28 protein-coding genes are annotated in these 26207 nt (G+C 71.2%); 15 read left to right on the forward strand and 13 right to left on the reverse strand.

The window, feature by feature from the left end:
- The first annotated feature begins 1 nt into the window (after position 1).
- Positions 2–445: a DUF2550 domain-containing protein gene (locus ACYVAQ_RS09105; RefSeq protein WP_460788491.1), complete on the forward strand. Its 444-nt coding sequence runs from the start codon at positions 2–4 to the stop codon at positions 443–445.
- Between the two features lie 9 nt (positions 446–454).
- Here ACYVAQ_RS09105 and ACYVAQ_RS09110 read toward each other — a convergent pair whose 3' ends face one another.
- Positions 455–3634: a DEAD/DEAH box helicase gene (locus ACYVAQ_RS09110; protein ID WP_460788493.1), complete on the reverse strand. Its 3180-nt coding sequence runs from the start codon at positions 3632–3634 to the stop codon at positions 455–457.
- Between the two features lie 58 nt (positions 3635–3692).
- Positions 3693–4295: a cob(I)yrinic acid a,c-diamide adenosyltransferase gene (locus ACYVAQ_RS09115; RefSeq protein WP_460788496.1), complete on the reverse strand. Its 603-nt coding sequence runs from the start codon at positions 4293–4295 to the stop codon at positions 3693–3695.
- 147 nt (positions 4296–4442) lie between these two features.
- Here ACYVAQ_RS09115 and ACYVAQ_RS09120 point away from each other — a divergent pair, with 147 nt between their 5' ends.
- From ACYVAQ_RS09120 to ACYVAQ_RS09130, 3 genes are all read left to right on the forward strand, one after another.
- Positions 4443–4760 (forward strand): STAS domain-containing protein, encoded by a 318-nt coding sequence (locus ACYVAQ_RS09120; RefSeq protein WP_460788498.1) that lies wholly within the window; start codon positions 4443–4445, stop codon positions 4758–4760.
- Between the two features lie 78 nt (positions 4761–4838).
- Positions 4839–6866, forward strand: coding sequence for a protein meaA (locus tag ACYVAQ_RS09125; protein ID WP_460788500.1), 2028 nt, complete (start codon positions 4839–4841; stop codon positions 6864–6866).
- 109 nt (positions 6867–6975) lie between these two features.
- On the forward strand, positions 6976–7416 hold the full coding sequence (locus ACYVAQ_RS09130; RefSeq protein ID WP_460788502.1) for a DUF6069 family protein: 441 nt from the start codon (positions 6976–6978) through the stop codon (positions 7414–7416).
- A gap of 70 nt (positions 7417–7486) precedes the next feature.
- Here ACYVAQ_RS09130 and ACYVAQ_RS09135 read toward each other — a convergent pair whose 3' ends face one another.
- Genes ACYVAQ_RS09135 through ACYVAQ_RS09145 form a run of 3 tightly spaced genes read right to left on the reverse strand, consistent with a single transcriptional unit; the run spans position 7487 to position 10463 of the window.
- On the reverse strand, positions 7487–8983 hold the full coding sequence (locus ACYVAQ_RS09135) for a tripartite tricarboxylate transporter permease (RefSeq protein ID WP_460788504.1): 1497 nt from the start codon (positions 8981–8983) through the stop codon (positions 7487–7489).
- 2 nt (positions 8984–8985) lie between these two features.
- Positions 8986–9483 (reverse strand): tripartite tricarboxylate transporter TctB family protein, encoded by a 498-nt coding sequence (locus ACYVAQ_RS09140; RefSeq protein ID WP_460788506.1) that lies wholly within the window; start codon positions 9481–9483, stop codon positions 8986–8988.
- The gene (locus tag ACYVAQ_RS09145; protein WP_460788508.1) at positions 9483–10463 is read right to left on the reverse strand and encodes a Bug family tripartite tricarboxylate transporter substrate binding protein; all 981 of its coding nucleotides are present in this window, start codon (positions 10461–10463) and stop codon (positions 9483–9485) included. Before ACYVAQ_RS09145 ends, ACYVAQ_RS09140 begins: the two co-directional genes overlap by 1 nt.
- A 188-nt stretch (positions 10464–10651) precedes the next feature.
- Here ACYVAQ_RS09145 and ACYVAQ_RS09150 point away from each other — a divergent pair, with 188 nt between their 5' ends.
- Both ACYVAQ_RS09150 and ACYVAQ_RS09155 read left to right on the forward strand, forming a co-directional pair.
- Positions 10652–12268, forward strand: a complete 1617-nt coding sequence (locus tag ACYVAQ_RS09150; protein ID WP_460788510.1) for a sensor histidine kinase — start codon at positions 10652–10654, stop codon at positions 12266–12268.
- Complete coding sequence (locus ACYVAQ_RS09155; RefSeq protein ID WP_460788512.1) at positions 12265–12954, forward strand: response regulator; 690 nt, start codon at positions 12265–12267, stop codon at positions 12952–12954. The genes ACYVAQ_RS09150 and ACYVAQ_RS09155 overlap by 4 nt, the downstream gene beginning before the upstream one ends.
- Positions 12955–12957: 3 nt before the next feature.
- Here ACYVAQ_RS09155 and ACYVAQ_RS09160 read toward each other — a convergent pair whose 3' ends face one another.
- Positions 12958–13317 carry an ArsC/Spx/MgsR family protein gene (locus ACYVAQ_RS09160; protein WP_460788515.1) on the reverse strand — a complete coding sequence of 120 codons (360 nt, stop codon included), beginning with the start codon at positions 13315–13317 and terminating at the stop codon, positions 12958–12960.
- A gap of 87 nt (positions 13318–13404) precedes the next feature.
- Between ACYVAQ_RS09160 and ACYVAQ_RS09165 the strand changes: the two genes are divergently transcribed.
- Both ACYVAQ_RS09165 and ACYVAQ_RS09170 read left to right on the forward strand, forming a co-directional pair.
- Positions 13405–13599, forward strand: a complete 195-nt coding sequence (locus tag ACYVAQ_RS09165) for a hypothetical protein (protein ID WP_460788517.1) — start codon at positions 13405–13407, stop codon at positions 13597–13599.
- A 13-nt stretch (positions 13600–13612) separates the two neighbouring features.
- Positions 13613–14137 (forward strand): ferritin, encoded by a 525-nt coding sequence (locus ACYVAQ_RS09170; protein ID WP_460788519.1) that lies wholly within the window; start codon positions 13613–13615, stop codon positions 14135–14137.
- A 4-nt stretch (positions 14138–14141) separates the two neighbouring features.
- Here ACYVAQ_RS09170 and ACYVAQ_RS09175 read toward each other — a convergent pair whose 3' ends face one another.
- Together ACYVAQ_RS09175 and nucS are read right to left on the reverse strand one after the other, a co-directional pair.
- The gene (locus tag ACYVAQ_RS09175) at positions 14142–14765 is read right to left on the reverse strand and encodes a DUF952 domain-containing protein (protein WP_460788521.1); all 624 of its coding nucleotides are present in this window, start codon (positions 14763–14765) and stop codon (positions 14142–14144) included.
- Positions 14766–14844: 79 nt separating this feature from the next.
- The gene (nucS, locus tag ACYVAQ_RS09180; RefSeq protein ID WP_460788523.1) at positions 14845–15543 is read right to left on the reverse strand and encodes an endonuclease NucS; all 699 of its coding nucleotides are present in this window, start codon (positions 15541–15543) and stop codon (positions 14845–14847) included.
- Positions 15544–15568: 25 nt separating this feature from the next.
- On the opposite strand from nucS, the gene ACYVAQ_RS09185 reads away from it, so the two are divergent.
- The 3 genes from ACYVAQ_RS09185 to ACYVAQ_RS09195 are packed head-to-tail and all read left to right on the forward strand — an operon-like array spanning position 15569 to position 17861.
- The gene (locus ACYVAQ_RS09185) at positions 15569–15850 is read left to right on the forward strand and encodes a DUF167 domain-containing protein (RefSeq protein ID WP_460788525.1); all 282 of its coding nucleotides are present in this window, start codon (positions 15569–15571) and stop codon (positions 15848–15850) included.
- 33 nt (positions 15851–15883) lie between these two features.
- The gene (locus tag ACYVAQ_RS09190) at positions 15884–17047 is read left to right on the forward strand and encodes a 3-hydroxyacyl-CoA dehydrogenase NAD-binding domain-containing protein (RefSeq protein WP_460788528.1); all 1164 of its coding nucleotides are present in this window, start codon (positions 15884–15886) and stop codon (positions 17045–17047) included.
- Between the two features lie 16 nt (positions 17048–17063).
- Entirely contained in the window at positions 17064–17861 is a 798-nt protein-coding gene (locus tag ACYVAQ_RS09195; RefSeq protein WP_460788530.1) for an alpha/beta fold hydrolase, read from the forward strand.
- Between the two features lie 6 nt (positions 17862–17867).
- On the opposite strand, the gene ACYVAQ_RS09200 is transcribed toward ACYVAQ_RS09195, so the two are convergent.
- Positions 17868–18404: a CGNR zinc finger domain-containing protein gene (locus ACYVAQ_RS09200; protein WP_460788532.1), complete on the reverse strand. Its 537-nt coding sequence runs from the start codon at positions 18402–18404 to the stop codon at positions 17868–17870.
- A 38-nt stretch (positions 18405–18442) separates the two neighbouring features.
- On the opposite strand from ACYVAQ_RS09200, the gene ACYVAQ_RS09205 reads away from it, so the two are divergent.
- A complete protein-coding gene (locus ACYVAQ_RS09205; RefSeq protein WP_460788534.1) occupies positions 18443–19453 on the forward strand; it encodes an EamA family transporter in 1011 nt (336 codons plus the stop codon).
- Here the strand turns inward: ACYVAQ_RS09205 and ACYVAQ_RS09210 are convergent.
- The 3 genes from ACYVAQ_RS09210 to ccrA form a co-directional block, all read right to left on the reverse strand.
- The gene (locus tag ACYVAQ_RS09210) at positions 19431–20525 is read right to left on the reverse strand and encodes an AI-2E family transporter (protein ID WP_460788535.1); all 1095 of its coding nucleotides are present in this window, start codon (positions 20523–20525) and stop codon (positions 19431–19433) included. The two genes, ACYVAQ_RS09205 and ACYVAQ_RS09210, sit on opposite strands and share 23 nt — an antisense overlap.
- A complete protein-coding gene (locus tag ACYVAQ_RS09215; protein WP_460788537.1) occupies positions 20522–21733 on the reverse strand; it encodes a hypothetical protein in 1212 nt (403 codons plus the stop codon). Before ACYVAQ_RS09215 ends, ACYVAQ_RS09210 begins: the two co-directional genes overlap by 4 nt.
- A gap of 129 nt (positions 21734–21862) precedes the next feature.
- Positions 21863–23200 carry a crotonyl-CoA carboxylase/reductase gene (gene ccrA, locus ACYVAQ_RS09220; protein WP_460788539.1) on the reverse strand — a complete coding sequence of 446 codons (1338 nt, stop codon included), beginning with the start codon at positions 23198–23200 and terminating at the stop codon, positions 21863–21865.
- 189 nt (positions 23201–23389) lie between these two features.
- On the opposite strand from ccrA, the gene ACYVAQ_RS09225 reads away from it, so the two are divergent.
- From ACYVAQ_RS09225 to ACYVAQ_RS09235, 3 genes are read left to right on the forward strand one after another with little or no spacing between them, the layout of a single operon-like run.
- Positions 23390–24115 (forward strand): LamB/YcsF family protein, encoded by a 726-nt coding sequence (locus ACYVAQ_RS09225; RefSeq protein ID WP_460788541.1) that lies wholly within the window; start codon positions 23390–23392, stop codon positions 24113–24115.
- Positions 24112–24735, forward strand: coding sequence for a 5-oxoprolinase subunit B family protein (locus ACYVAQ_RS09230; RefSeq protein WP_460788542.1), 624 nt, complete (start codon positions 24112–24114; stop codon positions 24733–24735). Before ACYVAQ_RS09225 ends, ACYVAQ_RS09230 begins: the two co-directional genes overlap by 4 nt.
- Positions 24728–25600, forward strand: coding sequence for a 5-oxoprolinase subunit C family protein (locus tag ACYVAQ_RS09235; protein ID WP_460788544.1), 873 nt, complete (start codon positions 24728–24730; stop codon positions 25598–25600). Before ACYVAQ_RS09230 ends, ACYVAQ_RS09235 begins: the two co-directional genes overlap by 8 nt.
- Before the next feature lie 81 nt (positions 25601–25681).
- Here the strand turns inward: ACYVAQ_RS09235 and mce are convergent, their stop codons facing one another.
- Positions 25682–26128, reverse strand: coding sequence for a methylmalonyl-CoA epimerase (mce, locus tag ACYVAQ_RS09240; protein WP_460788546.1), 447 nt, complete (start codon positions 26126–26128; stop codon positions 25682–25684).
- Positions 26129–26207 lie beyond the last annotated feature (79 nt).

The raw sequence follows: 26207 nt of genomic DNA on the forward strand, positions 1-26207 counted from the left end.
CATGACCTGGTGGGGTGCGCTGCTGGATGTCTCCGGCGCCGTGCTCCTGTTGCTTGTCGGATACGGCGCCGGACTCATGGTCCGGCGCCGTTTCCTTGCCCGCAACGGCGGGACGTTCGAGCTCTCCCACCGCATCCACGGCGGGGAAGCCGGGCACGGCTGGGCCCTGGGCATGGGTCGCTACTCCGGCGACCGGCTCGAGTGGTTCCGCATCTTCTCGCTCGCCCCGCGGCCGCGTGCGGCCTGGGACCGCCACCGGCTGACCTACGACGGTCGCCGGGAGCCGCTCGGCGTCGAGCAGGCCTCGCTGTACCCCGACCACGTCGTCATCCGCTGCCAGGCGGCCGGCGGCGAGCTGGTCGAGCTGGCGATGAGCGAGGCATCCCTCACCGGCTTCCAGGCGTGGCTGGAGGCCCAGCCGCCGGGCACCGACTGGAACCGCTGAGCCCGCCCCTCACTCGAACAGGTCGCGGATGTCGTCGGCGGAGATCGACGTGGTCATCGCGCCGTCGCCGTCGATGACCTGGGCGAACAGCTCGGCCTTGCGGGCCTTGAGCTCCATCACCTTCTGCTCGATCGTGTCGGTGGCGACGAGGCGGTAGACCATCACGCTGCGGGTCTGGCCGATCCGGTGGGCCCGGTCGACGGCCTGCGCCTCGGCGGCGGGGTTCCACCACGGGTCGAGCACGAAGACGTAGTCCGCCTCGGTCAGCGTGAGACCGACGCCGCCGGCCTTGAGCGAGATCAGGAAGACGGGCGCCGCCCCGGACCGGAACTCCTCGATCGCGGCGTCGCGGTCGCGCGTCGCGCCGTCGAGGTACGCCGTCGGGATGCCTTCCGCGTCGAGGCGGTCGCGCACCCGGCCCAGGAACGAGGTGAACTGGCTGAACACGAGCGCCCGGTGGCCCTCCTGGGTGAGCTCGGTGAGGTGCTCGACGAGCACGTCCAGCTTGGCCGAGCCGACGTGGTCGTGCTCGGGGTCGACCAGCGCGGGGTCCAGCGCCAGCTGCCGCAGCTTGGTGAGGGCGGAGAAGATCGCGACCCGGTTGCGGTCGTAGTCCTCGAGCAGCCCGAGCAGCCGCTGGCGTTCCTTGGCGAGGTGCGCGTCGTAGATCCTGCGGTGCTTCGGCTCCAGCACCACGTCGAGCTCCTGCTCCTGCTTCTCGGGCAGGTCGGCCGCGACGAGCTCCTTGGTGCGGCGCAGCATGAACGGCCGCAGCCGTCTCCGGAAGCGCTCGAGCACCACCTTGTCGCCGGCCTTCTCGACCGGCTTCACGACGAGGTCGGTGAACTGGCGGGGCCACGGGTAGAGGCCGGGCACGGCGATGGAGAGCAGCGCCCACAGCTCCATCAGCCGGTTCTCGAACGGGGTGCCGGTGACGCAGAGCCGGAAGGGAGCGGAGATCGCGCGGATGGCGGCGTACGTCTTGGACTGGTGGTTCTTCACCTGCTGGGCCTCGTCCAGGACGAGACCGGCCCAGCGGACCTCGGCGTACGCCGAGCCCGCCAGCCGCACCACGGTGTACGTCGACACGACGACATCGCTCTCGGCGGCGATCCGCGCCACGTCGTCGTCCCGGCGGCTCACGACGCCGACGCGCAGGTCGGGCGCGTGCCGGGCCGCCTCGGCCACCCAGGCCGTGACGACCGAGGTCGGGGCGATGACGAGGAACGGGTCGTCGCCCGGTCGGGTCGCCTTCGCGTGCGCGATGAGCGCGAGGACCTGGAGCGTCTTGCCCAGGCCCATGTCATCGGCCAGGATCCCGCCGAGCCCGTGCTCCCACAGGAACGCCAGCCACCAGAACCCCTCGTGCTGGTAGCTGCGCAGCTCGGTCACCAGCCCGGTCGGCTCCGGCTGGGGGATCGCGACCAGGTCCCGCAGCGCCTGGGCGCGGGCGACCCACTCGGCGGCCTCCGCGTCCACGACCCCGGTGTCGGCGAGCTGTGCCCACAGACCGAGGTCGCCTCGGCCGACGCCGATGGTGTCGCCGTCGCGCTCGCGCAGCTCGGCCGCGGCGGCCACGACCTCGCGCAGGCGATCGAGCTCGGGCCGGTCGGTCGTGATGTAGAGGCCGCTGGGCAGGACCAGGAACTCCGCGTCCAGGGTCAGGGCGGCGAGGACGTCGGGGAGCGGGATCCGCTCGCCCTCGACCGTCACCATCACCTCGAGGTCGAGCCAGTCGGTGTGGTCCACGGGCGGCTCGACGAGCTCGAAGGAGATCTCGGGAGCGCCCGTGGCCTCGCGGAAGTCGGGGGCGTCCTCCTCGGCGACCTCCACGTCGTCGACGTCCCGCAGGAACGGCAGGTCGTTGAGCGCGAACGCCAGCGCGTCGCCGTCGTACAGGTCCGTGCGGCCGAGGATGCCGGCCGGGAGGCGGTCGGTGATCGCCTGCTCGGCGGCGCGGTCCCGGATGCCGTCAGCGTCGGTGCCCCGTCCGAGCGGGAACGTGCGGCTCACCCGGGCGTCGTCGTACCGCCAGGTCCAGCCGAGGTGCGCCTTCGTCGCGCTGTGCCACGTGACCACCAGGGACAACGTCGGGCGCAGCGGCTCGGGCACCTCGGCGGAGCCGTCGGAGGAGCGCACGGCGACCATGCGCAGCAGGCCCCGCAGCTGGTCGTGCAGCTCGTCGCGGTCGGCCTCCGGGACGACGAGGGCAGGGGTCTCCAGCAGCGAGCGCGCCGACGCCGTGAGCGGGCTGCTGGTGGGCGCCAGGGTGAGGTGCCCGTCGTCGAGCAGGCCGACGACGTGTCCTACGGGCAGCCCGATCGGGATGACCTCGTCGCCGCGCCATACCCGTTCGCCGTCGTCGATGCCGATCGCGACCTCGGTCGTGGTGCCCTGGGTCGATGCCCGGACGTCGGCGACCAGGTCCACCGGCTCCTGCCGGAAGACGACCTCGCGCAACGGCGCTCGGCAGACGATCTCGACGCCGGCCTCCCGAGCCTCCTGCAGCAGCCGGACCGCGTGCTCCCCGAGGTCGCGTACGTCGGCGGCGAGCCCACCGGCGGCGTACGCGTGGTTGAGCTGGAGCGCCGACTGCAGCGCGGTCAGCGCGGACGCCTGGGCCGGCGGGAGCATCCGCCGCGCGGCGAGCAGGGGTACGTCGCTCCAGTCGGCGCCGGTCTTGATCCACCGCTGCTTCGCCCCCGGACGCAGCGGCCGTACCCGCACGGTCGCGCCACTCCCGCTCCAGGAGCGCCGCCGGGCCGGCTCGTAGCTGATCTCCAGCGCCATCGCCAGCACGTCGCGCTCCGGCGGCAGCTCGCGGCGCAGCTCCTCGGTGAGCCGGCCCAGGCTGGTGCGCCACTGCGGTGTCGACTGGCTGGTGACGAAGCCACGACGCAGCGCCAGCGCCACGGCCGCCCCGTGCTTGCACAGCGACTGGACCGGACACGTGCACACCGTGAAGAGCCAGCCGTTGCGGCCGCCGCCGGCCACCTCCGCGTGCAGCTGGACCTCGTAGGGCTCCATCCGGGTGCCGGGCACCACGGCGGTCGCGGTCACCGATCCCGCGCTGAGGGTGCTGACCTGCAGGTCGCGCACGGCATCGACGTACTGCTGCGCCCGCTCGAGCGTCCCCGGGTCGAAGTGCTCCAGGAGGTACTCATCGGTGAGGGAGGCGAGGACGTTCATGTCCCCGTCATCGTGGCACGGCCGACCGACGCCGCGGAGACCGATCCACAGCCAGTGATCAGGAGCCGGGCTCGGCCGGGGCCGCGTAGCCCCGGTCGCCGCCCGGTACCCACAGCACGTCGCCGATCTCCTTGTTGGCCACCCGGGCGAGGATGAACAGCAGGTCGCTGAGCCGGTTCAGGTAGGTGATCGCGAGCGGGTTCATGGTCTCGCCGTGGACGGCGTACGCCGCCCAGGCGGCCCGCTCCGCCCGGCGTACGACGGTGCGCGCGACGTGCAGCTGGGCCGCGGCGGGCGTACCGCCGTTGAGGATGAACGACCGCAGCTTCTCCAGGTCCGCGTTGAAGTGGTCGCACCACTTCTCCAGCCGGTCGATCGAGTGCTGCTCGATGCGCAGCGGCGGGTACTCCGGGTCCGGGACGATCGGGTTGCACAGGTCCGCGCCCACGTCGAACATGTCGTTCTGGACGTGCGTGAGCACCGCGACGACGTGGTCGGTCAGCTCGCCGGTCGCCACCGCCACGGCGATCTGGGCGTTCGCCTCGTCGACGGTGGCATAGGCCTCCAGCCGCAGGTCGGTCTTGGACGTGACGCTCATGTCGCCCAGCCGGGTCTCGCCGGCATCGCCGGTGCGGGTGTAGATGCGGGTGAGGTTGACCATGGCCCGAGGGTACGGCCCGAGCGTCCGGGGTTGCGATCCGCGCCACGCGGGTACTGGTCGGGTGCAACCGATCCGTGTTCCGGCGCGTCACAGTAGTGAGCAACCGGGCGACGCCCATTCGGGAGGGCGTCGGACAAGGGGAGTGGCATGAACGAGCTGGACATCATCACCGACGGCCCCACGCTGCTGCTGAGCGGCGACTTCGACGTGCGCAGCACCGGAGCCGTCCGCTCCGCGATCAACGACCGGCTCCGCTCCGGCGACGGTGACCTGACCATCGACCTGCACGGGGTCGAGTCCGTCGACCTGACCGCGCTCAAGGTGCTCGCCGCCGCGAGCCGGCGCGCGACGCGGGCGGGCCGCCACATCGTGCTGCGCGGTGCCACGGCGCCCGTGCTGCGGATGCTGCACCTGACCCACCTCATCCGCGTGGTCGACCTCGAGCGCGACCACGCCGTCGCCTGACGCACCCGTTCCGGGGTTGCACATCCCACACCGGACGCTGTTACGCGGCGGTAGCAATTCCGCCTACGCTTCGCATTTATGAGTAGCGAGACCTCCTCCGCACCCATCAGCCAGCCCAAGGATCGCCCCTGGGTGATGCGGACGTACGCCGGCCACTCGACCGCCGAGGCGTCCAACGCGCTGTACCGGACGAACCTGGCCAAGGGTCAGACGGGTCTCTCGGTCGCCTTCGACCTGCCCACGCAGACCGGCTACGACCCGGACAGCCCGCTGTCCCGCGGCGAGGTCGGCAAGGTCGGCGTACCGGTGCCGCACCTGGGGGAGATGCGCAAGCTCTTCAACGAGATCCCCCTCACCGAGATGAACACCTCGATGACGATCAACGCGACGGCCATGTGGCTGCTCGCGATGTACCAGGTGGTCGCCGAGGAGCAGAACCCCGACCTGTCGCCGTCGGAGGTCGCGCACCAGCTCGCGGGCACGACCCAGAACGACATCATCAAGGAGTACCTCTCGCGCGGGACCTACGTGTTCCCGCCGGAACACTCGCTGCGGCTGATCGCGGACATGATCGCCTACACGGTCAACAACATCCCGAAGTGGAACCCGATCAACATCTGCAGCTACCACCTGCAGGAGGCCGGCGCGACGCCCGTGCAGGAGATCGCGTACGCGATGTGCACCGCGATCGCCGTCCTGGACCAGGTCAAGGCATCCGGTCAGGTCTCTGACGACGACTTCGAGAAGACCGTCGGCCGCATCTCCTTCTTCGTCAACGCGGGTGTCCGCTTCGTCGAGGAGATGTGCAAGATGCGCGCCTTCGTCGAGCTGTGGGACGAGATCACCCGCGAGCGCTACGGCGTGCAGGACGAGAAGATGCGCCGTTTCCGGTACGGCGTCCAGGTCAACTCCCTGGGCCTCACTGAGGCGCAGCCGGAGAACAACGTCCAGCGGATCGTGCTCGAGATGCTCGCCGTGACGCTGTCGAAGAAAGCCCGCGCCCGCGCGGTCCAGCTGCCCGCGTGGAACGAGGCGCTCGGCCTCCCGCGGCCGTGGGACCAGCAGTGGTCGCTGCGCCTGCAGCAGGTCCTCGCGTTCGAGTCCGACCTGCTGGAGTACGACGACATCTTCGACGGCTCGCCGGTCGTCGAGGCCAAGGTGCAGTCGCTGATCGAGGGCGCCAAGGCCGAGATCGACCGGGTGCAGGCCATGGGCGGCGCGATCGCCGCGGTCGACTCCGGCTACATGAAGCAGGAGCTCGTCTCCTCGCACGCGCGCCGTCGGGCCGCCATCGAGGACGGCCTCGAGATCATCGTCGGCGTCAACAAGTTCGACACCACCGAGCCGTCGCCGCTGACCGCGAACCTGGATGAGGCGATCATGGTCGCCGACCCGAAGGCCGAGGAGGCCGCGCTCGCGTCGGTCAAGGCCTGGAAGGAGCAGCGCGACCAGGCCGAGGTTGACGCGGCCCTGCAGCGGCTCGCCGACGACGCGAAGTCGGGCGTCAACCTGATGGAGGCCACCCTGGCCGCTGCCCGGGCGGGCGCGACCACCGGGGAGTGGGCCGGCACGCTGCGCGAGGTGTTCGGCGAGTTCCGCGCCCCCACCGGGGTCGCCGGCGCGGTCGGCGTGGCCGAGGCCGGCGCCGAGCTCACCGCCGTGCGCGAGCGGGTCAGGGCCACCGGTGAGGAGCTGGGCGGTCGTCTCCGCCTGCTGGTCGGCAAGCCCGGTCTCGACGGCCACTCCAACGGTGCCGAGCAGGTCGCCGTGCGCGCCCGCGACGCCGGCTTCGAGGTCATCTACCAGGGCATCCGGCTCACGCCCGAGCAGATCGTCGCCGCGGCCGTCGCCGAGGACGTCCACTGCGTCGGCCTCTCCATCCTGTCCGGCTCGCACATGGAGCTGGTGCCGGCGGTCCTCGACGGCCTCAAGGCGCAGGGCATGGACGACGTCCCGGTGATCGTGGGCGGCATCATCCCCGACTCCGACGGCAAGGCGCTGCTGGAGATGGGCGTGGCCGCCGTCTACACGCCGAAGGACTTCGGTCTCACCCAGATCATGGACGGCATCGTCGACGTGATCCGGAAGGCCAACGGGCTGGACTGATCCGGGTTCTCCGGAAATTCTCCGAACGGGGCTGTCGAACACCGGCAGCCCCGTTCGTCGTCTGGGCATGAGGACGCACCGGGCGTCCCGCATCCGTCAGGAGCAGATCATGTCCGTCACCGCCACCTCCACAGCCACCCCGATCACTGCCGCGCCGACCCGTCCGACCGTCTGGAAGCACGGCGTCGCCGCCGCGGTGGTCGCCTCTGCTGCCACCACCGCGTTCGCCGCCGTCGCCTCCGCGGCCGGCGTCTCGTTCGGCGACGGCAGCGGGGCGTCGATCCCGATCGCCGGGTTCGCCCAGGTCACCCTCGTCCTCGCCCTCGTCGGGGTCGCGATCGCGGCGGTCGTGGCGCGCCGGGCGCGTCACCCACGGCGTACCTTCCTGCGGATCGCGGGCACCCTCGTCGTGCTCTCGTTCGTGCCCGACCTCATCTCGGGCTTCGACGTCGCCTCCGCGGTGACGCTGATGGCCGACCACGTGCTCGCGGCGGCGATCGTCGTCCCGGTGCTCGCGCGCCGGCTGGTCGAGCGGAGCTCGCAGGCCTGAGCCCGCGGCAGGACACGCGAGCGGCGTCCCTCCGGTTCACCGGAGGGACGCCGCTCGTCGTGGTGACGGCTCAGGCCGCGACCGGGTCGTCCTTCTTGCGCAGCACGCGGGCCAGCGTCCACAGCAGGAGAGCGGCCACGACGGCGTACACCGCCATCGAGAAGCCGGTGCCCCACAGCGTCGACCAGTCGCCGTTGCTGACCTGCAGCGCCTTGCGAAGGTTCGCCTCCGAGGTCGGCCCGAGGATGACGCCGATGATCAGCGGCACCACCGGGAGGCCGAACCGGCGCATCAGGAAGCCCAGCAGCCCGAGGATGACGAGGATCAGGACGTCGGTCGGGTTGGCGTTGACGCTGTAGCTGCCCAGGATGGCGAAGAACAGGATGCCGGCGTACAGGTACGGGCGCGGCAGCTTGAGGATCTTCGCCCAGAGCGGCGCGAGCGGCAGGTTCAGCACCAGCAGCATGGCGTTGCCGATGAGCAGGCTGGCCAGCAGCGCCCAGACCACCGTCGGGTTGTCGTCGAACAGCAGCGGGCCCGGGTTCATGTCGTAGCGCTGGAACGCGTTGAGCATGATCGCGGCCGTGGCCGTGGTCGGGATGCCCAGCGAGAGCAGGGTGACCATGGTGCCGGCCGCCGACGCGTTGTTCGCCGCCTCGGGACCGGCGACGCCCTCGATCGCGCCGTGCCCGAACTCCTCGGGGTGCTTGGTGAGCCTCTTCTCGACCGAGTAGGACAGGAAGGTCGGGATCTCGGCACCGCCCGCCGGGAGCGCCCCGAACGGGAAGCCCAGCGCGGTGCCGCGCAGCCACGGCTTCCAGGAGCAGGACCAGTCCTTCCGGTCCATCCAGGCCTTGCCGGTCGGGATGATGTCCGGCGGGGAGTGGCGAAGGTGCGCGGCGATCCAGAGCGCCTCGCCGACGGCGAACACCCCGACCGCGACGACGACGGTGTCGATGCCGACGGTGAGGCTGTCGATGCCGAAGGTGAGCCGTTGCTGGCCGGTCGTCGGGTCGGCCCCGACGACGCCGATCGACAGGCCGATGGCGAGCGAGGCCAGGCCACGGACGGCCGATCCGCCGAGCACCGTGCTGACGGCGAGGAAGGCCAGGATGGTGATGGCGAAGTAGTCACGCGACTGCAGCGACGAGGCGAAGCTCGCCATGGCCGGGGCGGTGAAGATCAGCAGCAGGGTGGCGATCGTGCCCGCCACGAACGAACCGATGGCGGCCGTGGCCAGCGCCTGCGCGGCACGGCCCGCCTTCGCCATCTTGTTGCCCTCGACCGCGGTCATCACCGAGGAGCTCTCCCCGGGCGCGTTGAGCAGGATCGACGTGGTCGACCCGCCGTACATGCCGCCGTAGTAGATGCCGGCGAACATGATGAGTGCCGGTGCGGCGTCCATCGAGAAGGTGAACGGCAGCAGCAGGGCCAGGCACATGGCAGGGCCGATGCCCGGCAGGACGCCGACGAAGGTGCCGAGCACGACGCCGATGAGCGCCCACATCAGGTTGGACGGCTCGGCAGCGGTCGCCATGCCGTCGAGCAGGGAGGAGATCGAGTCCATGCTCACGCACCTCCGAACAGAGGCAGGGCGATGCCGAGGAACTCGGTGAACAGCAGGTACGCCGTGACCGACAGGACCGCCGCGACGACCAGGTCGAGCACCAGCCGCCGGCTGCCCAGCAGTCGCGCGACGCCGAAGAACAGCGCCGCACCGGCGATCGGGAAGCCGATCAGCGGCACGAGCTGGCCGCACCCGGCGACGAGGACCGCGAGGGCGAGCAGGATCTTCCAGTCGGTGCCGTGGCTCAGGTCGACGTCCTCACCCTCCTCCTGCTCGCCGTGCCCGCCGCGGAAGATGTCCACGGCGAGCAGGGCGGCGACCACGAGCAGCAGGGCGCCGACGAAGTAGGGCATCACCCGCGGGCTCAGCGTGCCGTGCGAGACGAGCGGCTCACGGATGGACGGGGTCTCGAGGAGGACGAGCGTCCCGAGGCCGGCCAGCAGGCCGACCACTCCGTACTCGGAGTAGCCGGCCCGCTGGGGAGCGGACGTGGTGTCCATCAGGCGAGGCCCAGCTCGCCGAGGATGTCGGCGACCCGCCCGTCCTCGGTGCCGATGAACTCACCGAACGCGTCGCCGGTCAGGAACGCGTCCGTCCAGCCGTTCTTGGCCTCGGCGTCCTTCCAGGCCTGGGTGCCGTGCAGCTTCTCGACCATGGCGACCAGCCGGTCGCGCTCCTCGGCGGAGATGCCGGGAGGGGCCACCAGCCCGCGCCAGTTCGTGAAGTCGAGGTCGACCCCCTGCTCCTTGAGCGTGGGCTCGTCGAAGCCGGCGATGCGCTGGGCGCTCGTGACACCGAGGACCCGCAGCTGACCGGCGTCGATCTGGCTCTTGACCTCGCCCACGCCGGTGACACCGACCTTCACCTCGCCGCTGAGCAGCGCGGCGAGGAGCGGCCCGCCGCCGTCGTACTCCACGTAGTTGACGTCCTTCGGCGTGATGCCGACGGCGTCGGCGACGAGGTGCGCCGCGAGGTGGTCGGGACCGCCCGGGGACGAGCCGCCGCCGACCGGGAAGTGCGCGGTGTCGGACTTCCAGGCCTTCACCGCGTCGTCGAGGGAGGTCAGCGGGGACGTGGCCGGTACGACGAGGATGTCCGGCTCGCTGATGAGGCGCGCGATCGGCGTCGTGTCCGCCAGCGTCTTCTCCGACTGGTTGGTGTACGTCGCTCCGACGACGCCGAGACCCATCAGCATGAGCTCGCCATCCTTGCCCTTCTGGCTGACCAGCTTGGCGAGGCCGGTGGTGCCGCCGGCGCCCTCGAGGTTGTAGACCTCGATGTCCTTGTTGATGCCCTCGTCCTCGACGATCTTCGCCGCGGTGCGCGCCGTCGTGTCGTAGCCGCCGCCCGGGGAGTTCGGCACCATGATCCGGACCGCCGCATCGGCGCCCGAGCCACCGCCCGCGCCGTTGCAGGCGGACAGCCCGGCCAGGGCCGTCACGGTGACCGCGGCAGCGGTCAGCTTCTTCAAGGTCTTCATTGCTCTCTCCGCACTGCATCCCCGCGAGGCGGGGTGTCGCGACCTGCGACGTCGGACGATGGTGACCACTGTCACAGATCGCGGTCACCCTTCTGGTCGGACAGTTCATTTCGGTCTTTGCGGTCACAAATCTGCCGGAGGGCCTCCGCGGCTCGCCGGGAGCCGTCGGCTGCTGCAGACTCGGCCGCGTGACACGGCTCCCGCTCTTCCGCCAGCTCCTGCTGCTGCAGATGCTGGTCGTCGTCGTCATCGTCGCCTTCGTCGCGGGTGTCTCTCTGGTCCAGTCGGAGACCGGCTTCCGGCGGGTGGAGACCCGTCGTCTGCTCGGTGCGGCCGAGTCCCTCGCGACCGAGCGCCTCGTGCGGGACTCGCTCACCGGTGCGGCCCTGCCGGGCTCCCGTGGCGAGCAGGCGTTCGGTGCCTGGGAGCCGGCCCTCGAGGTCGAGCTGGAGCGGGTGCGCGCATCGACCGGAGCGACGTACGCGCTGATGGTGCCGTCGACGCGGAGCACGCCGGTCGGCACGTTCGCCGAGCCGCACGGGTCCGACAGCGGCGTGCGTCCCGATGTCGCCCACGGCGCCAGCTGGGCGGGGGAGGACGAGCGTTACGGCCGGCAGACGATCGAGGCGCAGGTCGCGGTGCTCTCGGACCGCAAGGGCTCGGTCGGGCGGGTGCTGGGGTTCGTCGTGATCGGCCGGAACGCGCCGACCCGCGGCGAGATCATCGGTACGACGGCACGGTCCGCCTTCATCTACCTCGCCCTCGCCGGCCTGGTCGGCGTCCTCGGCTCGCTGCTCATCGCCCGCCGGGTCAAGCGTCAGACGCTCGGCCTGGAGCCCCGTGAGATCACGGCGCTCGTCGAGCAGCGCGAGGCGATGCTGCACGGGGTCCGCGAGGGCGTGGTCGGCGTCGACCGGGCCGGTGTCGTGGCCTTCGTGAACGACGAGGCGATCGCGCTGCTCGACCTCGCGGGGGAGCCGGACCGGCAGCCGGTGTCCCAGCTCGGCGTACCTCCCGAGGTGGAGAGCGCGCTGATCGGCGACGCGGCCGGCGAGGACGTCGTCGTCGCGGTCGGCAGCCGGCTGCTCGTCCTCAACACCCAACCGGTGCGGGTGCGGCAGCGGCAGACCGGCTGGGTCACCTCGATGCGCGACCGCACCGAGCTGCTCAGCCTCGAGCAGGAGCTCGCCGCCGCCCAGGCCGGCACGGACACGCTGCGGGCGCAGGTGCACGAGTTCCGCAACCGGCTGCACGCCATCAGCGGCATGGCCGAGCTCGGCCGCACCGACGTGGTGCGCGACTTCGTGCGGACCGTGATCAGCGACCTCGACGGGCGCGTCGGTCAGGTCACCGAGCACGTGGCGGACCCGGCCGTCGCCTCCCTGGTGGTGGCCAAGGCGAGCCGCGCCGCCGAGCTCGGCATCACGTTCACGCTCGCGGAGCGCAGCCGCCTGCGGGTCCAGCCGGCCCCGGTGTCGGCGGACCTGGTGACGGTCGTCGGCAACCTGGTCGACAACGCCTTCGACGCGGTGTCGGCCGGGGGATGGGTCGAAGTGCTGCTCGAGGACCGCGGCGGCCGGGTCGTGGTCGAGGTGGCGGACAGCGGGCGGGGCATCGACCAGGCGGACGCCCCGCACGTCTTCGACCTGGGCTGGACCACGAAGACCGGAGCCGACCAGCGCTCCCACGGCTTCGGCCTGGCGCTCACCCGGATGGCCTGCCGCCGGTACGGGGGCACGGTCACGATCGGACGTCGTGAGGGCGCGGTGCTGCGGGCGGAGCTCTTCCCCGGGGGTGCGCGATGAGCGAGCCGGTCCGCGTGCTGGTCGTCGACGACGACTTCATGGTGGCGCGCATGCACAACGAGCTGGTGGCCACGCTGCCCGGCTTCGAGGTGGTCGGGGTGGCGCACAGCGGACGGGAGGCGCTCGACTTGGCGGTGCGGCTCGCGCCCGACATCCTGCTGCTCGACGTCTACCTGCCCGACCTGTCGGGCGTGGAGGTGCTCGAGGAGCTGCGCAGCGCCGGCGCCACCGGCACCGACGTCGTGATGATCACGGCGGCCCGCGACACCGAGACCGTCAGCCGTGCCCTCCGCCTCGGCGCGGTCCACTACCTGGTCAAGCCGTTCGTGCTCGGCGACCTGACCGACCGGCTGCGCCAGGTGGCGGCCGCCCGTCAGCAGCTCGCCAGCGAGGCGACGCTCGCCCAGGCCGACATCGACCGGGTGTTCGGCTCGGTGCGGACCCCGACCCCGCTGCGCGGGCTGCCCAAGGGGCTCTCCGAGCCCACCATGCGGTTGGTCGTCACGCGGCTGCGCTCGCAGGAGGCGCCGGAGTCGGCGTCGGAGCTGGGGGAGCGTGCCGGGCTGTCGCGGGTGAGCGCCCGGCGCTACCTGGAGCACCTGGTCGGCATGGGATGGGCCGAGGTCGCGCTGCGGTACGGCGCCGCCGGGCGACCCGAGCGCCTCTACCGCTGGGTGCGCGACTGATGGTCAGTCCGCGGCGATGACCTTCGCCAGCGACTCCTCGTCCCGGCCGACCACGGTCGTGCCGTCGCCGGCAGTGATGATCGGGCGCTGGATGAGCTTCGGCTGCCGGGCCATGAGCTCGAGCCACTCGGCGCGGTGGGCGGAGTCCTTGGCGGGCAGCGTCACCCCCAGCCCCTTGGCGTCGGCGGTGCGGGCGATGTCCCACGGCTCCAGGCCGAGGCGACCGAGCACGTCCTCGAGCTCGGCGACGGTCGGCGGCTCGTCGAGGTAGCGACGTACGACGTAGTCCGCGCCGGCCGCATCGAGCTCGCTGACGGCGGTGCGGCACTTGGAGCAGGCGGGATTGAGCCAGATCTCGATCACGCGGCCCACGCTAGTGCTGCCGCTCGGCAGGTGAGATGCCGCCCGCGAATAGGTAAGGCTCGCCTTATTGAGTGTTACCTTTCCTTCGTGGGTAAGAAGGCCAAGGGCGTGCGCAAGCTGCCGAAGACGAAGTGCTGCGAGTCGCGCAAGAAGTGCGACCGCTGCCCGCTGCGCATGCTCAAGGAGGGCACGCTCCCGGCCGGCTACACGGTCAAGAAGCGCGAGCTCGTCCGGACCGACGGCAAGAAGGTCACGAAGAAGCGCCTCCAGAAGGCCGCGTAGATAGGGTTCGGGGATGGCCGCCGAGCGCTTCACCGACCAGCTCAACGTGCAGATCACCAACGAGCTGGCCGCGCACAACCAGTACCTCGCCTGCGCCGTCTACTACGACGCCCAGACGATGCCGCAGATGGCGGCGTTCTTCTACGGCCAGGCGCTCGAGGAGCGCGACCACGCCATGATGATGGTGCAGTACCTGCTGGACTCCGACGCGCCCGTCGAGCTCGGCGCCGTCCCGGCGGCCGTCTCCGGCTTCGAGGACGTCATCGCTCCCGTTGCGCTCGCGCTGGACCAGGAGAGGCGGGTCACCGAGCAGATCCACGACCTGTTCCGGATCGCGCGCGAGGAGGTCGATTTCGCCTCCGAGCAGTTCATGAGCTGGTTCGTGAAGGAGCAGGTCGAGGAGGTCGCGACGATCAGCGACCTGCTCGCGATCGTGACCCGCAACAAGGACCACATCAACGACATCGAGGCGTACGTCGCCCGCGAGCAGGGCGGCGAGGGCGCGGACCCCACGGCTCCCGCGATCGCCGGGGCCTGATCTCTCAGCTCCGGGTGCCGCGCCGGTAGAGCGGCACCGCGAGGGCGAGCCCGACCACGATGCCGAGGAGGCCGCCCAGCGAGGCGTTCACGCCCTGCTGGCCCGAGCTCTCGTTGTCGATGTTCGCCCCGACGACCAGCCCGACGAAGCCGAGCGCGACGACGAGCAGCACCAGCGCGGCGTTGAAGAACATCTCGCGGAAGTAGGTGCGGGCGAAGCTCGCCGCCGTGGAGTGGCCGGGGGTGGGCGGGGTCACGGGGCGCGCGACCGGTGTCGGCGCTGTGGTCGGTGCCGGCGTACCGACCGTGGAGTCCAGCGGGATCGCCCGGACCACGGCGTCGACCTTGAGCGGCCCGTAGATGTGCGGGAACGTCTCGGTCCCGCCCGGCACCGCCGGCTCCTCGATCAGCGGTACGCCGAGCAGGTCGGTGTCGATCTGGAGCAGCACCAGCGGCTCGGCGACGTCGGCGTAGAACCGATCGCGGACGGCCGGCCACTGGTCACCGCGCGACCCGTGGATGAACCCCTCCTCGGCAAGCGTCCGGCCTCGGGTCGAGATCGTGTACGCCCCGGCCGACTGGGCCGCCGCCCAGTCCGACGCCAGGGCCAGGTGGAAGATCGTCGCCATGGCTCGACCTTAGGGCGCGACCACGTCGCGCGGTTCACTCACATGTGAGTGAACCGGGTTCACTCACATGTGAGTGAACTCAGAACAGCCGGTCCGTCGGGTCGTCGAGGCCGCGCAGCACGTCGTAGTCGACGACGGCGCAGGCGATGCCCCGGTCCTCGGCGAGCACCCGCGCCTGGGGCTTGATCTCCTGGGCCGCGAAGATGCCCCGCACCTGGCCCTTGCCGGTGAGCAGCGGGTCGCGGTTGAGCAGCTCGAGGTAGCGGGTGAGCTGCTCGACCCCGTCGATCTCGCCGCGGCGCTTGATCTCGACCGCGACCGAGACGCCGTCGGCGTCGCGGCACATCAGGTCGACCGGACCGATGGCGGTGGGGAACTCCCGGCGTACCAGCGTGAGGCCGTCGGCCAGCGTCGACGGGTGGTCGGCGAGCAGCTCCTGCAGGTGCTTCTCGACGCCGTCCTTCTGCAGGCCCGGGTCGATGCCGAGGTCGTGGGAGGAGTCGTGGAGCACCTCGTCGATGAGGATGCGCAGCGTGTCGGCCGGTGCGTTCTTCGCCGCCTTCGCGGTCACGGTCCACTCGATCCGGCCGTCCTCGGCCGATCCCTCGACGACCGTGCATGGCGGCGACATCCAGTTCAACGGCTTGTAGGAGCCGCCGTCGGAGTGCACCAGCACCGAACCGTCGGACTTCAGCATCAGCACCCGGGTCGCCATCGGGAGGTGGGCGGTCAGCCGCCCCGCATAGTCCACCTGACAGCGCGCAACCACGAGTCTCACGGTCGCCCAACCTACAGTGACCGACGTGGAGATCGAGCCGGACCGTCCCTGGTGGCGCCCCGACGGTGACGGCTGGCTGCTGTCGGTGCGGGTGCAGCCCGGGGCGTCGCGCTCCGAGGTCGTGGGGGAGTACGGCGAGCAGCTCCGCATCCGTCTCGCCGCGCCTCCGGTCGACGGCAAGGCCAACGCTGCCCTGGAGCGGTTCCTGGCCGGGGAGCTGGGCCTGCCCGCGTCCGCGGTGGCGGTCCGGCGCGGGCACACCTCGCGCTCCAAAGTGGTCTTCGTCTCGCCTGTTACCAGGCAGTAGCAAGCGTCCCTCCAGGATGGGACACTTTCCGGCATGCCTACGAGTGAGCAGATCTTCGACACCCTGGTGCTTCCGTACCTGAACCACGCGGTGCGCATGTACGAGGCCGGCTACGCCTCGGTCACCGACATCGACAACGGCATGCGCTTCGGCTGCGGCTACGCCAAGGGCCCGCTGACCGTCATCGACGAGCTGGGCGCGGGCGTCGTGCGCGACAAGCTCGCCGCCCGGTTCGCGGACACCCAGGACCACCTGCACCAGCCGGCCGACCTGCTGGAGAAGCTGGCCACCGAGGGCGGCACCTTCGCCGAGCTCGGCGCGGCCGGCGCTGCCGCTGCCCCCGAGTTCAAGCGGGACATCCGCACGGTCGGCGTCGTCGGCACCGGCACCATGGCCTCCGGCATCGTCCAGGTCTTCGCCCAGAGCGGGTACGACGTGGTCTTCGTCGGCCGCACCCAGGAGAAGCTCGACGGCGTCTACGGCTACATCGGCAAGAACCTCGACCGCGCCATCGCCAAGGGCAAGTCGACCGAGGAGGACAAGGCCAACCTGCTCGACCGGCTCACCGGCTCCACCGAGCGCGAGGCGCTCGGGGGCGTCGACATCGTGGTCGAGGCCATCGCCGAGGACCTCGACGTCAAGCTCGAGCTGTTCCGCGACCTCGACGGCATCTGCAAGCCCGGCGCGATCATCGCCACCACCACGTCCTCGCTGCCGATCACGCAGCTCGGTGCGGCCACGGACCGTCCGTCCGACGTCATCGGCATGCACTTCTTCAACCCGGCGCCGGTCATGAAGCTGGTCGAGGTCGTCACCACGCCGGCCACCGCCGCCGATGTCAACGAGACCGTCCTCGCGCTCTGCGCGAACGTCGGCAAGGTCGCGGTCTCCTGCGGCGACCGCTCCGGCTTCATCGTCAACTGCCTGCTCTTCCCGTACCTCAACGACGCCGTGCTCCTCGCGGAGTCCGGCGTCGAGCTGGGCGAGATCGACGCCGCCATCAAGGAGACCGCCGGTTTCCCGATGGGCCCGTTCGAGCTGCTCGACGTCGTCGGCAACGACGTGTCGCTGGCGATCCAGAAGGAGCTCTACGGCGAGTTCAAGGAGGAGGGCTTCACCCCGGCGAAGACGCTGGAGGAGAAGGTCGCGAACGGCGAGCTCGGCCGCAAGACCGGCAAGGGCTTCCACACGTACTGATCTGTACCCTCATCGCGTGACGCTTCACCACACGACCCTCGGCACCGCCGGGGGTCGTGTGGTCTTCCTGCACGGGTTGTTCGGGCAGGGCCGCAACTGGACGACCATCGCGAAGTCGCTGTCCGGCGACCATCGCATCACCCTGGTCGACCTGCCCCAGCACGGCCGCTCGCCGTGGTCGGACCGCTTCGACTACGTGGAGGTCGTCGACCAGGTCGCCGAGCTCCTCGCCGACGAGCCGGCCGCGGTGGTCGGGCACTCCATGGGTGGCAAGGTCGCGATGCTGCTCGCGCTGCTGCACCCCGAGCTCGTGAGCCGGCTGGTCGTCGCGGACATGTCGCCGGTGCGGTACGACGGCGGCGCCGGCGGGCTCGGCCGCTACGCGCGGGCCATGCTGGAGCTGGACCTCGCGGCGGTGCGCACCCGCGAGGACGCCGACCGGCTCCTCGAGCCGGAGGTGCCCGACACCACGATCCGGAGCTTCCTGCTGCAGAACCTCCGCCGCGACGCCGCCGCGCCCAGCGGCTGGTCGTGGCAGCCGAACCTCGCCGTCCTCGAGCGGGACATGGCGGTCATCGCCGACTGGCCGGAGGAGCGGCTGGCCGGCGTCCCGGCGTACGACGGGCCGGTGCTGTGGATGGCGGGTGGGAGGTCGGACTACGTCCGCGAGGAGTACGCCGGCGCGATGGACCGCTGGTTCCCGCGCAACCGCAAGGTGGTGCTCAAGCAGGCCGGGCATTGGCTGCACTCCGAGCAGCCCGAGCTGTTCACCGAGGTGCTGCGCCGCTTCCTCGACGCCGACGCCGCCTCCTGAGCCTGTCTAGGCCTGGGCCTGGCGGGCCCGGTAGGCCGCGACCGCGTTGCGGTTGCCGCACGCCGTCGAGCAGAAGCGTCGCGAGCGGTTGCGGGACAGGTCGAGCACGATCCCGTCGCACTCCTCGTCCGCGCACAGCCCGAGACGTGTCAGCTCGTCGGCGCGGATGACGTCGATCATCGCCATCGCGGTCTCGACCATGATCCGGTCGGCGAGCGGACGGTCGGCGTCGATCGCGTGCAGGTGCCAGTCCAGCGGCTCGTGGCGCACCAGCTGGGGCAGTGCCCGGTGGCGCCGCAGGATCTCGTTGAGGAGGTCCACGGCGTCGTCGCGGTCGGCCGTCAGCAGCGCGCGCAGGTCGCCGCGGATGCGTCGTACGGACTCCAGCTCGGCCTCGTCGCTGTCGTGGCGGCCGGTGTAGTCGTGCTCGCCGTAGAACGCGTCCAGCTCGGCGACGGTGGTCAGGGTGTCCGGCTCGGAGGCGCTGTTCGCGAGCACGACGGCTGCCTGCAGCGCCATGCCCGTGTCATCGGTGAAAACCACTTTGACATCTTACGACGACCTCTCTACTGTCATGAGTCATGACCGCCGTTGCTGATGACGCTCGCATCGATCACGCCCGTCCCGCGGCGATCGGCGGCGTGCCCCTCGCGCTCCTGTCGGCGGTCTCCTTCTCGCTGGCCGGGGCCTTGGCCCGCCCGCTGTTCGAGGCGGGGTGGAGCCCGGGCGCGGTCGTCCTGGTCCGGATGAGCCTGGGCGCCCTCGCCGTGCTGCCGTTCGCGATCCGCGCTCTCGCGGGCCGCTGGCAGCTGCTGCGTGCGGGTCTCCCGACCCTGGTCGTGTACGGCGTCCTCGCCGTCGCCGGTGCCCAGTTCTGCTACTTCTCCGCGGTCCAGCACATGCAGGTCGGACCGGCGCTGATGATCGAGTACACCTCGCCCGCCGCGGTGGTCGGCTGGCTCTGGTGGCGGCACGGCCAGCGCCCCGGGCGGCTCACCGTCGCCGGCGCGTCGGTCGCCGCCCTGGGTCTGCTCCTCGTGCTCGACCTGTTCTCCGGCGCCCACCTGTCCTCGGTCGGCGTCGCGTGGGCGATGGCGGCCATGGTCGGCGGCTCGGCGCACTTCGTCGTGTCCGCCGACGACCGCTCCGGACTTCCGCCGATGGTGCTGGCCGGCGGTGGGCTGCTGGTCGGCACCGTCGTGCTCGGGGCGCTCGCCGTGCTCGGCGCGCTGCCGATGAGCGCCAGCACCTCGTCCCTGGCGTACGCCGGTGTCCACGTCGCCTGGTGGGTCCCCCTGCTCGCCCTCGGCCTGGTGACCTCGGCGATGGCCTACGCGACCGGGATCGGCGCCGCCCGCGCGCTCGGGTCGCGGCTGGCGTCCTTCGTGGCGCTCAGCGAGGTCGTCGCGGCCGTCCTGTGGGCCTGGGCGCTGCTCGGCGAGCTGCCGTCGCTGGTCCAGCTGGCCGGAGGCGTGCTGATCCTGATCGGGGTGATCGGGGTCAAGCTGGGGGAGCCGGCACTGGCCGAGAGCAGCCCCGAGATCCCGGTCGCGCTCGATCCATCGGACGTCAGCGCAGGTCCTGCTGCTTGACCACGACCTCGCGGAACAGCAGCAGGATCGCCGCGGCGACCGGGATCGCGATCAGCGCGCCCACCACGCCCAGCAGCGAGGCACCGATCAGGGCCGCGATGACGGTGACCGCTCCCGGCACGTCGACGGACCGCTTCATCACGTTCGGGTAGATGAGGTAGTTCTCGACCTGCTGGTAGGCGATGTAGAAGATCACGCAGGCGATGCCGCTGCCGAGGTCGGTGGCGAACGCGATCGCGCAGACGATGACCGCGCCGATCGTCGCGCCGATCATCGGGATGACGTCGAGGATGGCCACCACGAAGGCGAGCGCCACGGCGTACTGGCTGATGCCGGTGAAGGTCAGGAACACCAGCGAGGAGAGGCCCGCGCACACCGCGACCACGAACGCGCCGGACACGTAGCCGCCGATGTTCGCGATCACCTTGTCGCCGAGCAGCTCGACGCGGCGGCGACGTGAGGCCGGCGCGAGCTGGTAGATCGCGTGCGTGATGGTCTTCAGGGAGGCCAGGAAGTACAGCGTCAGCACGATGATGATGAACGCGTTGAACAGCGCCGAGATGATCTTCAGGCCGAAGCCGAGCGCCCCGCCGAACAGCTTGGAGACGAAGTCACCGCTGGAGACGAAGTTCTTGATCTTGTCGATGACGTCGTAGTCGTCGTTGACCTTCTGGACCTGCGGGTTGCGTTCCAGCTCGTCGAGCCAGTGCGGGATGTTCGTCGAGAGGGCGTGCACCTGGTCGGTGATGACCGGGACGATGGCCACGAGGAACAGCGATACCACCGCGAGCGCGATCACGATGACCGTGGCCACCGCCGCCGAGCGGCGGAAGCCGTGCCGCTCGAGGAACTCGACGGACGGGTTGAGCCCGGCGGCGAGGAAGAACGCCACCAGGATCATGATCAGCACCGAGCTGGTGCCGAGGATCGCGTGGTAGAGGGCGAACGCCAGGAGCGCGCCGAGGGCGCCGACGAATCCCACGAAGAAGGGAGAGCGTCGGTCGAAGGGCTTGCCCAGGATGCCGTACGTCGGCTCCGGGACCTCCTCGGCGTCCGGGGCGGCCTCGCTCAACTCTCGTCCTCGCCGAAGCCGGCCACCAGGTCGGCCAGCGAGGACAGCTGGGCGGTGATCGCGTCGCGACGCTTGGTCAGCCGGTCGAGTTCGGCGCGCGTCGCCGCTGCCCGCCGCTCAGCCTCGGCGTCACCGCTCGCGGTGAGCGCCTCGGCCTGGGTGCGCGCGGAGGCGAGGATCCGCTCGGCCTCGTTCTGGGCCCGGGCCAGGATGCTCTCCGCCTCAGACTGGGCGGCAGCGCGGTTGGCGGTCGCCTGGCGGCTGGCCTCGGCGGCACGCTCCTCGGCGGCGATGGCGCGCTGCTCGGCCTCCTCGACCAGCTTGCGCGTCTCGGCGACGGCGCTCTTGTGGTGGTCGGTCGCCTCGCGGGCGAGCCGCTCCTTCTCCACGGCCAGCATCCGTCGGGCCTCCTGCACCTCGCGGTCGACCGCCGCACGGGCCTGCTCGACCTCGCGCTGGACCTCGCTGCGCAGCTCGCTGGCCTCCTGCTCGGCGGCCAGGCGGTGCTGGTCGGCCTCGCGACGTGCCCCGGCGAGGGTGTCCTCGGCCTCGCTCTTGGCGAGGCTGCGCTCCTGCGCGGCATCGGCCAGCAGTCGGGAGCGGTTCTCCTCCATCTCGGCGCGGTGGGCGGTCCGCAGCTCGTCGGCGGCGCGGGCGGCCTCGGCGCGGATGGCCTTCGCGTCGCGGTTGGCCTGCTCGACGACGTCGGCAGCCTCGCGCTTGGCCTCCTCGCGGATCACCGAGGCCTCCTCCTCGGCGAGGCGCAGCATCGCGCTGGCGCGGCCACCGAGGCCGGCGTACGACGGCTTGTCGTGCTCGGCGAGCGACTCCTTGAGCTGCGTGATCTCCTTCTCCAGCTCGATCACCCGCTGCTCGGACTCCTCCAGCGCGGCGCCGAGGGTCGCCTTCTCGCCGGAGAGCTGGCGGATGTGGGTGTCCACCGCGGCCTTGTCGTAGCCGCCGCGGCGGACCAGGGGCAGGCCGCCGAGCGCGGAGGAGGACGACGAGTGGGCGCCGCTCGGGCTCGCCTGGGCCGGCGCCTGGGTCGGCGCAGGTGCTGGCGAGGGCGCGGGCGGTGCGGCCGGAGCCTTGACCGCCGGGATCACCTGGGTCGGCGTGGAGTCCGCCTTCGGCGAGGAGGCAGCTCCCTCCTGCTTCCCGCCCTCGTTCGGCTCGTTCTCGAAGATGGACAGGCCCTGGTCGCTCATCGCGGAGTGCTCCATACGGAATCGGGGGTGATCGGGTCCGGACAATGATCCCCGATGGAACCAGCAGATCCCACCCCGGCATGCCGGAGTGGGATCTGCGGAAGGTGAGGTACGCCGCGGCGTACGGGCTCAGATGCCTCGGAACAGGTTGATCTTGTCGAGGTGCTGGGCGCGCATCTCCTCGTTCTTGACGCCCAGGCCCTCCTCGGGGGAGAGGCACAGGACGCCGACCTTGCCCTGGTGCTTGTTGTGGTGCACGTCGAGGGCCGCCTGGCCGGTCTCCTCGAGCTTGTAGGTGCGCGACAGCGTCGGGTGGATCTTGCCCTGCGCGATGAGGCGGTTGGCCTCCCACGACTCGCGGTAGTTGGCGAAGTGGCTGGAGATGATCCTCTTGAGGTTCATCCACAGGTAGCGGTTGTCGTACTCGTGCATGTAGCCCGAGGTCGACGCACAGGTCGTGATGGTGCCGCCCTTGCGGGTGACGAAGACCGAGGCGCCGAAGGTCTCGCGGCCCGGGTGCTCGAAGACGATGTCGATGTCCTCCCCGCCGGTGAGCTCGCGGATGGCCTTGCCCAGGCGCAGCCACTCCTTCGGGTTCTGCTGGGTGCCGTCCTCGTTCCAGAACTTGAAGTCCATCTCGGAGCGGTTGATGATCTTGTCCGCGCCCATGTTGCGCACGATCTGGGCCTTCTCCTCGTTGGAGACCACGCAGATCGGGTTCGCGCCACCGTTGAGGGCGTACTGGGTGGCGAAGCCGCCGAGGCCGCCGGAGGCGCCCCAGATCAGGACGTTGTCGCCCTGCTTCATGTTGCCGCCGTTGGCGGAGACCAGCTGGCGGTAGGCGGTGCAGTTGACCAGACCCGGCGACGCGGCCTCCTCCCAGGTGAGGTGCTCGGGCTTGGGCATGAGCTGGTTGGCCTTGACCATCGCGACGTCGGCGAGACCGCCGAAGTTGGTCTCGAAGCCCCAGATGCGCTGGGACGGGTCCATCATCGTGTCGTTGTGGCCGTCGGGCGCCTCGAGCTCGACGCTCAGGCAGTGCGCGACGACCCGGTCGCCCGGCTTCCACTTGGTGACGCCCGCACCCACGGCGAGGACGACGCCGGACAGGTCGGAGCCGACGATGTGGTACGGCAGGTTGTGGCGGGCGCCGAGGTCGGACTCGCGGCCGTAGCGCTCGAGGAAGCCGAAGGTGGAGACGGGCTCGAAGATCGAGGTCCACACGGTGTTGTAGTTGATGGCGGAGGCCATCACGGCCACGAACGCCTCGCCCGGGCCGAGCTCGGGGAGCGGTACGTCGTCGACGTGGAGGGACTTGCGCGGGTCCTTCTCCTTCGAGGGGATGCCCTCGAACATGTCGACCTCGTCCTTGTGGACGGTCACGGCCCGGTAGGACTCGGGAAGCTCGAGGTTGGCGAAGTCCTCCGCAGAGGCTTCGGCCTGGATGGCGTCGAGGATGTGCTGCACGGTCGTCTTCTCCCTGACCTCTGTTGTTCGGGGTGTTCGGGGGCTCACGGGGGCGGAGCCCCCGTGCGTGTGGCAATACGGCCGTCGGGCAGGTTACCGTTCGGTAACCGATTCAGGGCCGGTTCGTGACGGCCGTCTCACTGCGCCGACCGCCATCCGGACACGTGCGCGCGCCCGCCGTGGCTCGCCATGGGTCACCATAGGCGCGTGGTCGACCTCAACGCGGATGTGGGCGAATCGTTCGGAAGGTGGACGCTCGGCGACGACGCCGCGCTGCTCCCGCATCTCACCTCCGCCAACGTGGCGTGTGGGTTCCACGCGGGTGACCCGCTGACGTTGCGTCGTACCGTCGCGACGTGCGTGGCGCACGGCGTCCGGATCGGCGCCCAGGTCGGCTACCGCGACCTGGCCGGCTTCGGGCGGCGCTTCATCGACGTCCCCGCGGCCGAGCTGACCGCTGAGGTGCTCTACCAGCTCGGCGCCCTCGACGGCCTGGCCCGGGTCGCGGGCGACCGGGTCCGCTACCTCAAGCCGCACGGGGCGCTCTACCACGCCGTCAACGTTCGGCCGGCGCAGGCGCAGGCCGTCATCGACGCCGTGGTGGAGTACGGCGGCCTGCCGGTTCTGGGCCTGCCCGACTCGCCCTTCCTGCTGCTCGCCGAGGCGTCCGGGCTGCCGGTCGTGACCGAGGGGTTCGCCGACCGCGGCTACCTGCCCGACGGCAACCTCGTCCCGCGCGGGCAAGCGGGGGCGATGATCGAGTCGCCCGCGCTGGCCGCGGAGCAGGCGGTCGCGCTGGCGTCCTCGGTCGACTCGCTGTGCGTCCACGGTGACTCGGCGGGTGCCGTCGCCATCGCGGAATCGGTCCGCGCCGCCCTGGAGCGCGCCGGGGTCGAGGTCGCCCCCTTCGCATGAACGTCCTGCCGTACGGCGACCGCGCGCTGCTCGTCGAGCTGCCCGACACCGCCGCGGTGGTGGCGCTGACCGACCAGCTCCGCGGCTCGGCCTCCGTCGCGGAGGTCGTCGAGGACGTCGTACCGGGCGCGCGCACGGTGCTCCTCGTGGGGCGGGCCGGGGTGGGGCTGGACCGGCTCCGCTCCGTCGTACCTGACCTTCTGGTTGGGAATTCGGCGCAAACCCAACCAGAAGGTCAGGTACGACGCATCCCCACCCGGTACGACGGACCCGACCTACCCGAGGTGGCACGACTCACCGGGCTGGCCGAGGACGAGGTGGTGGCCGCCCACACAGGGAGCGCCTGGAGGGTCGCGTTCGGCGGGTTCGCGCCCGGTTTCGCGTACCTGGTCGGCGGCGACCCCCGGCTGCAGGTGGCGCGCCGCGCGACGCCGCGGACCCATGTCCCGGCCGGTTCGGTGGGGCTGGCGGGGGAGTTCAGCGGGGTCTACCCGCGGGAGTCGCCGGGCGGTTGGCAGCTGATCGGGCGCACCGACGTCGTCCTGTGGGACCTCGCCCGCGAGGAGCCCGCGCTGCTGACCGCGGGCGCCGTCGTCCGGTTCGAGGCCGTCGATGGCTGAGCTCGTCGTCCGCGCCGTCGGCGGTCCCGTCCTCGTGCAGGACGCCGGTCGGCCAGGGCACGCCGCGATCGGGGTCGGGGCGAGCGGCGCGGCCGACCGGGCGTCGTACGAGCTCGGCAACCGGCTGGTCGGCAACCGGGCGGGTGCCGCGGCCCTCGAGGTCGTCCTCGGCGGGCTCGACCTCGAGGTGACCGGCACGACCTGGTTCGTCGTGACCGGTGCCCCCACGCCGATCGAGGTCGACGGTCGCCAGGAGCCGCCCGGGGTCGTGCTGGTCGCCCGGCCCGGCCAGCGGGTCCGGCTGGGCACTCCGACGACCGGCCTGCGTTCCTACCTGGCCGTCCGCGGCGGGATCGACGAGGCGGCCGTGCTGGGCTCGGCCTCCCGCGACACGCTCGCCGACATCGGGCGGGCGCCGCTGTCGGCCGGCGACCGGCTGCGGACCGGGCACGCCGTGGACGGCGACATCCGCACCGAGGGCCTCCCGGCGCCCGGCTATGCCGACCACCCGGTCCTCCAGGTCGTCCGTGGTCCGCGCGTCGACTGGATCTCCGATCCCGAGGTCCTCACGGCGACCCGCTGGACGGTCGGGGCCGCCAGCGACCGGGTCGGCCTGCGCCTGTCCGGCTCCCGCCTCCACCTCACCGATCCGACCCGCCAGGTCCCGAGCGAGGGCGCGACCCGCGGCGCGATCCAGGTCCCGCCGAGCGGGGAGCCGATCGTGTTCGGGCCGGACCACCCGGTGACCGGCGGCTACCCGGTGATCGGGGTCGTCACCGGAAAAGACACCGACCGCCTCGCCCAGCTCAGGCCGGGGGAGACGGTCGGGTTCAGGTGGGTGCAGGGATCCCCGGTCGGCCGGTGATCCCGTCGCTTGACGTGCGTTGCAATGCCCGTCAAGTGCAGGAATCCCCGGTCGACCGGGGATTCCTGCACACCAGAGTGATCAGTGAGCAGCGTCCGCCGCCGGCTCCACCAGCTCCACCAGCACGCCGCCGGCGTCCTTGGGGTGGATGAAGTTGACCCGGCTGTTCGACGTACCGCGCTTCGGGGCGTCGTACAGCAGACGCAGGCCGCGCTCACGCAGGGTCGCGGAGACGGCGTCGATGTCGGCGACCCGGTAGGCCAGCTGCTGCAGGCCGGGGCCGGACTTGGCCAGGAACTTGCCGATCGTGGACTCTGGCGAGAGCGGCGCCAGGAGCTGGATGCAGGAGTCGGTGTCGCCGACGCGGACCATCGCCTCGCGTACGCCCTGCTCCTCGTTGGTCTCCTCGTGGGCGACCGTCATGCCGTAGGTGCCGGTGTAGAACGCGATCGCCTCGTCCAGGTCGGGCACGGCGATCCCGACGTGGTCGATGGCGGTGAACAGGTGCTGCACGTCGCTGAGGCTCATGACGCCCATCATGCCGGGAGACCGCTGTGACGAGGGCCTCAGACCGCCCGGGGTTGAGACCCTCCCCGCGCTCGTCTAC

It is taken from the genome of Nocardioides maradonensis (assembly GCF_054777115.1).

Bases quoted from the DNA above. Each gene is read 5' to 3' on its own strand.
- ACYVAQ_RS09105 (WP_460788491.1), top strand. From the start codon at position 2: ATGACCTGGTGGGGTGCGCTGCTGGATGTCTCCGGCGCCGTGCTCCTG.
- ACYVAQ_RS09205 (WP_460788534.1), top strand. From the start codon at position 18,443: ATGACCGCCGTTGCTGATGACGCTCGCATCGATCACGCCCGTCCCGCG.
- ACYVAQ_RS09120 (WP_460788498.1), top strand. From the start codon at position 4,443: ATGAACGAGCTGGACATCATCACCGACGGCCCCACGCTGCTGCTGAGC.
- ACYVAQ_RS09140 (WP_460788506.1), bottom strand. From the start codon at position 9,483: ATGGACACCACGTCCGCTCCCCAGCGGGCCGGCTACTCCGAGTACGGA.
- ACYVAQ_RS09190 (WP_460788528.1), top strand. From the start codon at position 15,884: ATGCCTACGAGTGAGCAGATCTTCGACACCCTGGTGCTTCCGTACCTG.
- ACYVAQ_RS09125 (WP_460788500.1), top strand. From the start codon at position 4,839: ATGAGTAGCGAGACCTCCTCCGCACCCATCAGCCAGCCCAAGGATCGC.
- mce (WP_460788546.1), bottom strand. From the start codon at position 26,128: ATGAGCCTCAGCGACGTGCAGCACCTGTTCACCGCCATCGACCACGTC.
- ACYVAQ_RS09170 (WP_460788519.1), top strand. From the start codon at position 13,613: ATGGCCGCCGAGCGCTTCACCGACCAGCTCAACGTGCAGATCACCAAC.
- ACYVAQ_RS09115 (WP_460788496.1), bottom strand. From the start codon at position 4,295: ATGGTCAACCTCACCCGCATCTACACCCGCACCGGCGATGCCGGCGAG.
- ACYVAQ_RS09110 (WP_460788493.1), bottom strand. From the start codon at position 3,634: ATGAACGTCCTCGCCTCCCTCACCGATGAGTACCTCCTGGAGCACTTC.
- ACYVAQ_RS09135 (WP_460788504.1), bottom strand. From the start codon at position 8,983: ATGGACTCGATCTCCTCCCTGCTCGACGGCATGGCGACCGCTGCCGAG.
- ACYVAQ_RS09130 (WP_460788502.1), top strand. From the start codon at position 6,976: ATGTCCGTCACCGCCACCTCCACAGCCACCCCGATCACTGCCGCGCCG.
- ACYVAQ_RS09225 (WP_460788541.1), top strand. From the start codon at position 23,390: ATGGGTCACCATAGGCGCGTGGTCGACCTCAACGCGGATGTGGGCGAA.
- ACYVAQ_RS09235 (WP_460788544.1), top strand. From the start codon at position 24,728: ATGGCTGAGCTCGTCGTCCGCGCCGTCGGCGGTCCCGTCCTCGTGCAG.
- ACYVAQ_RS09230 (WP_460788542.1), top strand. From the start codon at position 24,112: ATGAACGTCCTGCCGTACGGCGACCGCGCGCTGCTCGTCGAGCTGCCC.
- ACYVAQ_RS09175 (WP_460788521.1), bottom strand. From the start codon at position 14,765: ATGGCGACGATCTTCCACCTGGCCCTGGCGTCGGACTGGGCGGCGGCC.
- ACYVAQ_RS09215 (WP_460788537.1), bottom strand. From the start codon at position 21,733: ATGAGCGACCAGGGCCTGTCCATCTTCGAGAACGAGCCGAACGAGGGC.
- ACYVAQ_RS09145 (WP_460788508.1), bottom strand. From the start codon at position 10,463: ATGAAGACCTTGAAGAAGCTGACCGCTGCCGCGGTCACCGTGACGGCC.
- ACYVAQ_RS09155 (WP_460788512.1), top strand. From the start codon at position 12,265: ATGAGCGAGCCGGTCCGCGTGCTGGTCGTCGACGACGACTTCATGGTG.